Origin of the sequence: Microbispora sp. ZYX-F-249, from assembly GCF_039649665.1 — a bacterium.
GTDB lineage: Bacteria > Actinomycetota > Actinomycetes > Streptosporangiales > Streptosporangiaceae > Microbispora > Microbispora maris.
Genome location: NZ_JBDJAW010000094.1, coordinates 1 through 6,421 on the forward strand (window position 1 = coordinate 1; position 6,421 = coordinate 6,421).

The window sequence follows — 6,421 nt, forward strand, 5'->3', positions numbered from 1 at the left end:
TGTTCCCGACACTTCCCCCAGCCCCACCCCGCCGGTCAGCCCGAGCCCGACCCCACCGGTCAGCCCGAGCCCCACGCCGCCGGTCAGCCCGTCGCCCGGCGACTCGCCGGAGCCGGGCGGATGCAGCGCGACGATCCGTACGGTCAACTCCTGGCCAGGCGGCTTCCAGTCCGAGGTCACCGTCAAGGCCGGCAACTCGTCGGTCAGGGGCTGGACGGTGAACTGGAGCTGGTCCGGCTCGCAGTCCATCACCCAGCTGTGGGGCGGCGTCAAGTCCGGCTCCGGCGCGGCGGTCACCGTGCGCAACGAGTCGTGGAACGGCACGCTGCCCGCCAACGGCACCACCACCTTCGGTTTCACCGCCAACGGCAGCGCCGTCACGCCGGCCCTGACGTGCAGCGCCTCCTGACCGGCGAAACCGCGATGACGCGCTCCTGACCAGGAGGAGCGCCGAGGGCACCCCCGCCACCCGCGGGGGTGCCCGCGCGCACTCACCTGCCGCACAGGGCCGTCTGGATCGCCGCATCGAGATGGTTCTCCGCGGCGTCGGAGGGGAGCGGGGTCCGGGTGACGGCGATCGCGGCGGCACGGCCGTCATCGGTGACCGAGTTCCAGGTCGAGTAGCCGGGAATGTCGCCTCCGTGTCCCCAGCTCTGACCGCCGCATCTCAGCGGCCGGCGGAACAGCCCGAGCCCGTAGCCCTTGCCGGGTGCGCGTGGGGATATGGCGACCGTGCGGCGCATCTGCCTCAACTGCTCGGGCCTGAGCAGCTTGCCCTGGACGACGGCGCCGAAGAAACGGTTGATCTCGGACGGGGTGGAGACCATCTGCCCGGCCGCCCAAGCCCACGAGGGATCCAGGTCGGTCATGTCGACGAGCGGTTTGCCGGGGTCCTGCTGGTAGCCGTCCGGGTGGGGCCCCCTGAGGCCTCGCTCGCCGGCGGCGGGAAAGTAGGTGTGGCGCAGACCGAGCGGTCTGATCACCCGGTTGGTGATCGCCTCGGCCACCGGGCGGCCGGTGACCCGCTCGACGAGCAGCCCGGCGACGATGTAGTTGGTGTTCGTGTACTTCCACCGGGTGCCGGGCGAGAAGGCCGGCTTCTGCTGTAGAGCCATGTCCAGCAGCCGGCGGGGTTCGTAGTAGTCGTACTGGTACGGCGCGACGGCCAGGTCCAGGAACGCCGTGTACTCGGGCAGGCCGCTGGTGTGCTGCAGCAGTTGCCGCACGGTGACGCGGCGGCCGTCGTTCCCGTTCCCTCGGATGAGGCCGGGCAGATAGGTCTCGACCGGCGCGTCCAGCCGGACCTTTCCCTCGCCCGCCAGTTGCAGGACGACCACGGAGACGAAGGTCTTGGTGTTGCTGCCGATCCGGACCTCCCCGTCCACCGGCGCCCCGGCTCTGGTCCGCAGGTCGCCCACGCCCGCCGTGTAGGTGCGGACACGCCCGTCCCTGCCCCGTACGGCGGCGAGGGCGGCCGGAAATCCGTCCTTGCGCACCAGGTCGTCCAGCAGCTTCTGCATGACGTCGGCTCCGGGCCGCACCCGGGGCGCCGCCGCGGGCGCCTGGACGGCGAGGACGGCGAGCACGGCGAGGCACGCGCCGGCGCGCCGGCGTAAGCGGGAACGCGCGCACGTGAGACGCGACGTGGAACACCCCATGGCCCACCTCGCAAGCACAGGATGTGTGTCGGGGGCGTACCCAGGGGACGCGCCCGGAACCGGAACACTCCGCTCGGGTTCGGCCGGTGGCAGGCGGACACGTCGTGCCGGGGCCGCGCGCACCCCGGCGGGGCGGCGGCGCGGCGTGGCACCGATCGAGCCGTCGTGCGGACGTCTCCGCACGACGGCTCCTCGTCGTGTTACGGAGCCCAGGCGGCGGTCACGGCCCAGCTCACGTCCTCGGCGTACGAGGCCGGGTTGTCGTAGGGATGCGCGCCGCCGTCGGAGGCGACCCAGACCTCCTCGGCGTAGTGCCGGACGTTCCCGCCCAGCTCGTTGAGCGACGCCAGGAGCACGCTCCCCGGGGTGCTCCCGGGCTGCGCGCAGAAGGTGGCGTCGCGACGGAACAGGTCACCGCCGTCCGGGGCGTCCAGACGGACCCGGAAGTTGGAATGCCGCAGGTAGCGGCCCGGATAGTTGCGCGACTCCAGCGAATAGCAGGTCGGGTCGGCCAGGCCGCGCCGTACGACGAAGGTGGCGTCGGACTTCAGCAGGGCGTCGCTTCCGGCGGTGACCACGTCGGTGCGGGCCAGGCTGTCGCGGTGCCGCAGGTAGCGGTCGGTGAACCCCGCGGTGGTGACCCGGAACGACCGGGCCTGGTCCAGCGGCAGCCCGGCGCCGCTGCGCCACAGCGGGACGGTCACCGCCCAGGTGGTGTCGGCCGCGAAGCTCGCGGCGGCGTCCCAGGGATTGGCGCCGCCCTGCTTCGCCACGTAGACGAGCGCGTTGTGGTGGCGGACGAAGTAGCCGCGCAGGTTGTAGGACTCCAGCCTGGTCCCGCCCTGCCCCTCCCGCGGGCAGAACGTCGCGTCGGCCGCGAACAGGGCCGTGCCGTCCTGCCGGTCCCGGCGCAGCCGGTAGTCGGAGTGGCGCAGATACTCGCCGGGGAAGTCGCGCGACTCGAACGACACGCACGAGGAGTCGGCCAGGCCCGGGCGCGTCCAGAACGTCGCGTCCTGCTTGGCCAGGTCGGCGCTTCCGCCGTCGATCACATCGGTGCGTGCGAGCCCGTCCTGGTGGCGCAGGTAGCGCGTGGTGTAGCCGGGCGTGGTCACCCGCAGCGACACCGGCTCGCCCCGGGGGACGTCGGTGCCCGCCGCGACCGCCAGCAGGCGCCGGTTGGCCTCCCGCACGCGCGACTCGGTCATCTTGAGCACCCGGCGGTCGTAGGTGTAGAACCCGTTGACCTCGTTCTCCACGTCGTACGGCTCCGTGTAGACCGAGGCGGACAGCCCGCGGGTGTGCACGAGCCGTTCCACCTGCCTGGTGATCTCGACGTACCGGTTGGTCAGCGACCCCTCGTCGGGGTACAGGTCGCCGTAGGCGAATCCGGCGCCGGGCTGGTACTCGTGGCCCTGGACGCGCCGGCCGAGGCCGCCGAACTCGCCGAGCACGGCGATCCGGGTGGCCGTTGGAAGCCGGGTGTCACCCTCTCCGGGCACCTGGTACCAGTGGTCGTCGATCACGTCGCCGTTCGTGGGCTCCGGGTCGGAGACGCAGCAGTTCGACCCGGAGTCGTGGTCGATCAGCCGGGTGGGGTCGATGGAGCGGACCAGGTCGACGATGCGCTGGTTGTCGTACTCGCCCCAGCCCTCGTTGAACGGGACCCACATCACGATCGACGTGATGCCCTTGAGCTGCTCGACGATCCTGCGCAGCTCCGACTCGTAGTTGGCGTGGCTGCGCTCCGGCGGGTCGTCCACCGCGTCCAGCGAGGGCATGTCCTGCCACACCATCAGTCCCAGTTTGTCGGCCCAGTAGTACCAGCGGGCGGGTTCGACCTTGATGTGCTTGCGGACCATGGTGAAGCCCAGGGCCTTCTGCCGCTCCAGGTCGAAGCGCAGCGCCTCGTCCGTCGGCGCGGTGTAGACGCCGTCCGGCCAGTAGCCCTGGTCGAGGGTGCCGAGGTGGAACACGAACTTCCCGTTCAGCACCGGGCGCAGCACGCCGCCGACGACCGCCTTGCCGATCGACCGCATGCCGAAGTAGCCGGTCACGACGTCGCCGCCGCCGGAGCCCGTCAGCGTGACGCGCAGGTCGTACAGGAACGGGTCGTCCGGCGACCACAGGCGGGCGTTCGGGACGGGGACGCGGATGTGCGCGCCGACCGCGCCGGTGGCCGAGCCGACGACCGTGCCGCCGCTCAGCACCTCGGCCCTGGCCTGGCCGCCGGTGCCTTGCACGACGAGGTCGAGCACCCCGGCGGACACGTCGGGCGTGGTGTCGAGCCGGGTGACGTGGGCGGCGTTCACCGGTTCGAGCCACACCGTCTGCCAGATGCCCGACGACGCGGTGTACCAGATGCCGCCCGGGTTGCGGCGCTGCTTGCCGATCGGGAACGTGCCGCCGTCGACCGGCGAGGACACCCCGACGATCAGCTCGTTGTCCCCCGGCCGCAGGGCGGAGGTGATGTCGAAGGAGAAGGCGTCGTAACCGCCGGTGTGCCGGCCGGCCTGGACGCCGTTCACCCACACCCGCGTCTCCCAGGTGACCGCCCCGAAGTTGAGCATCACCCGGCGCCCGGACCAGCCGGACGGCACGGTGAACGTCCGCCGGTAGAACATGGCGTCCTCGTGACGCTTGATCCCCGACAGCGCCGACTCGATCGGGTACGGCACGAGCACGCCCTCGGGCAGCGTCCGGCCGATCGGGGGCGAGTCGAGGTCCGGTGCGCCGGCGAACTCCCACACGCCGTTGAGGTTGAGCCAGTCGGGCCGTACGAGCTGGGGCCGCGGGTAGTCGGGCAGGGCGTTGGCGGGGGAGACCTGGGCGGTCCAGGGGGTGGACAGGGGCGGCGTCTTCGGCTGCCAGACCGCGGCGGACGCGGCGGGTGCGGTGAGGACCGGGCAGACCGCCGAGAGGAGGAGGGCGGTCGCGGCGGCGAGAACCCGGCGAAGTGAGATCATCGGCATCAGCCCCGCCGCCACTTCTGGTTGGCGCCGCCGTGGCACTCCCACTGGATCAGCCGGGCGCCGTCGCCGGCGTTCCAGCCGTCGATGTCGACGCACTTGCCGGACTGCGGGTTGACCAGGTCACCGGCCGCGCTGAGCACGAACTGCTGAGCGGGGTTGCCGCTGCAGGTCGCGATCTGGATCACCGCGCCGTTGTCCCTGGACCCCCAGGCGACGTCCATGCACAGGTTGTTCTGCGTGCGCAGCGTGCCGCCGGTGAACGTCCATCTCTGTGCGATCGTGCCGTTGCACGTGTACATCTGCAGCGGCGCGCCGTCGCGGAAGTCGGCGCCGGGCACGTCGACGCACTTGCCGTTGAGGGCGCTGATCAGCGAGCTCGTGTCACCGCCGGTGGTGGTGAGGCTCAGGCCGTACGCGCCGAGGATCTCGTTGACCGGCTGAAAGAAGGTGACGCCGCCGGTGGAGCAGTTGCCCGAGGCGCCGGAGGTGACGCCCTGGGCCTGGTCGCCGGAGATGTAGGCGCCGCCCGAGTCGCCCCCCTCGGCGCACGCGGAGGTCTGGGTGAGCCCGTAGACCAGTGAGCCGGAGTAGTTCACGGTGACGTTCTTGGCCTGGACGACCCCGCAGCGCCAGCCGGTGGTGCGTCCGGAGCGGCAGATGGACGCCCCGACCGGGACCTCCTGGGAGCCGGCCACCGGGACGGTGCCCCCGCCGTAGTTGTTGACCCAGGGCCGCGGCGTCCAGTCGCCGTTGGTGCGCACCCAGGCGTAGTCGTCGCCGGGGAACGACGAGGCGGCGAAGGCGCCCTGGGCGACGTTGTTGTAGCCCATCGTCGGGTTTCCGGCCCGCCCGCAGTGCCCGGCCGTGACGAACCCGCTGTTGTTCACGGAGAACCCGACGGAGCACAGCACGTTGCCGTTGACGACGTACTGGTCGCCGCCCCGGAGGTCGTACACGAGGTGTGGGGCCTGGGCGACGGCGATCCGCGTCGCCGCCGCGTCCGCGGACGCGGCCCGCACGAAGCCTTCCGCCGCCGCACGGTCGGCCGCCGACACCACGACCGTGTTGGCGGCGGGGTCGACGTACCAGCCGTAGACGCCCGTCCCGGCACGTCCGGCCGCCCGGTCGAGCGCGGCCTTGACGTCGTCGAGCTGCCTGTCGCTGCGCTTCACGGAGACGGGGATCGCACCTGCCGCGCGCACGCGCTCGGCCTCGCCCGCGTCGAGGACACCGGCGGCCAGGCGCTGCCGCGCGGGGTCGTACCAGGCGCCCGCGAAGCGGTCGCCGAGCTCGGCGCGGACCCGGCGCTCGACGGCCGCCGCGGCGGCCTCGTGCGTCTGGCGGGCCCGCGCCTGTTCGGGGGTCAGGCGCAGATCGCGCTGCAGCGCCTGCTGCATCGTCACCGTGGTGCCGGTGGAGGGGGCAGCGGGAGCGGGCGGGGGGACGGGGGAGGGGACGGCGTGTGCGGGCACGCCGGGGAGGACGAGCGCGACGGCGAACACCGCCACGCCGGTCAGCACGGTCAGTCTCACGGCAGTCCTTCTGGGGGGTGGACGAGACGTGAGAGCGCTCTCTGAAAAGAACCTTTACAGTGGTGTGGCCGTCCGTCAAGACCCAACATTTCCCCACATATCCCGCCACTGAGCGGTGTTTCTGGCTGGACGGCGCGGGGCGGTGGACGGTCAAGTCGAGCGGGTGCAGGCCGGGATGAACCGGCGTGTCATGAAGTCAGTCTGCCGGACGCGATGGACAGGGCATCGGGTTCGCTCTCACCATGTCGCCGCTGACCGG

General features: G+C 72.0%; 4 protein-coding genes. 1 reads left to right on the forward strand and 3 read right to left on the reverse strand.

Going from position 1 to position 6,421, the window contains the following annotated elements:
- Positions 1–409 (forward strand): cellulose binding domain-containing protein (locus AAH991_RS39580; RefSeq protein WP_346231099.1); only part of this gene is annotated, 409 nt, incomplete at its 5' end.
- 82 nt (positions 410–491) lie between these two features.
- On the opposite strand, the gene AAH991_RS39585 is transcribed toward AAH991_RS39580, so the two are convergent.
- From AAH991_RS39585 to AAH991_RS39595, 3 genes are all read right to left on the reverse strand, one after another.
- Positions 492–1,586 (reverse strand): serine hydrolase domain-containing protein, encoded by a 1,095-nt coding sequence (locus tag AAH991_RS39585; protein ID WP_346231100.1) that lies wholly within the window; start codon positions 1,584–1,586, stop codon positions 492–494.
- A 272-nt stretch (positions 1,587–1,858) separates the two neighbouring features.
- Complete coding sequence (locus AAH991_RS39590) at positions 1,859–4,624, reverse strand: AbfB domain-containing protein (RefSeq protein WP_346231101.1); 2,766 nt, start codon at positions 4,622–4,624, stop codon at positions 1,859–1,861.
- Between the two features lie 5 nt (positions 4,625–4,629).
- Complete coding sequence (locus AAH991_RS39595) at positions 4,630–6,162, reverse strand: ricin-type beta-trefoil lectin domain protein (protein ID WP_346231102.1); 1,533 nt, start codon at positions 6,160–6,162, stop codon at positions 4,630–4,632.
- Positions 6,163–6,421 lie beyond the last annotated feature (259 nt).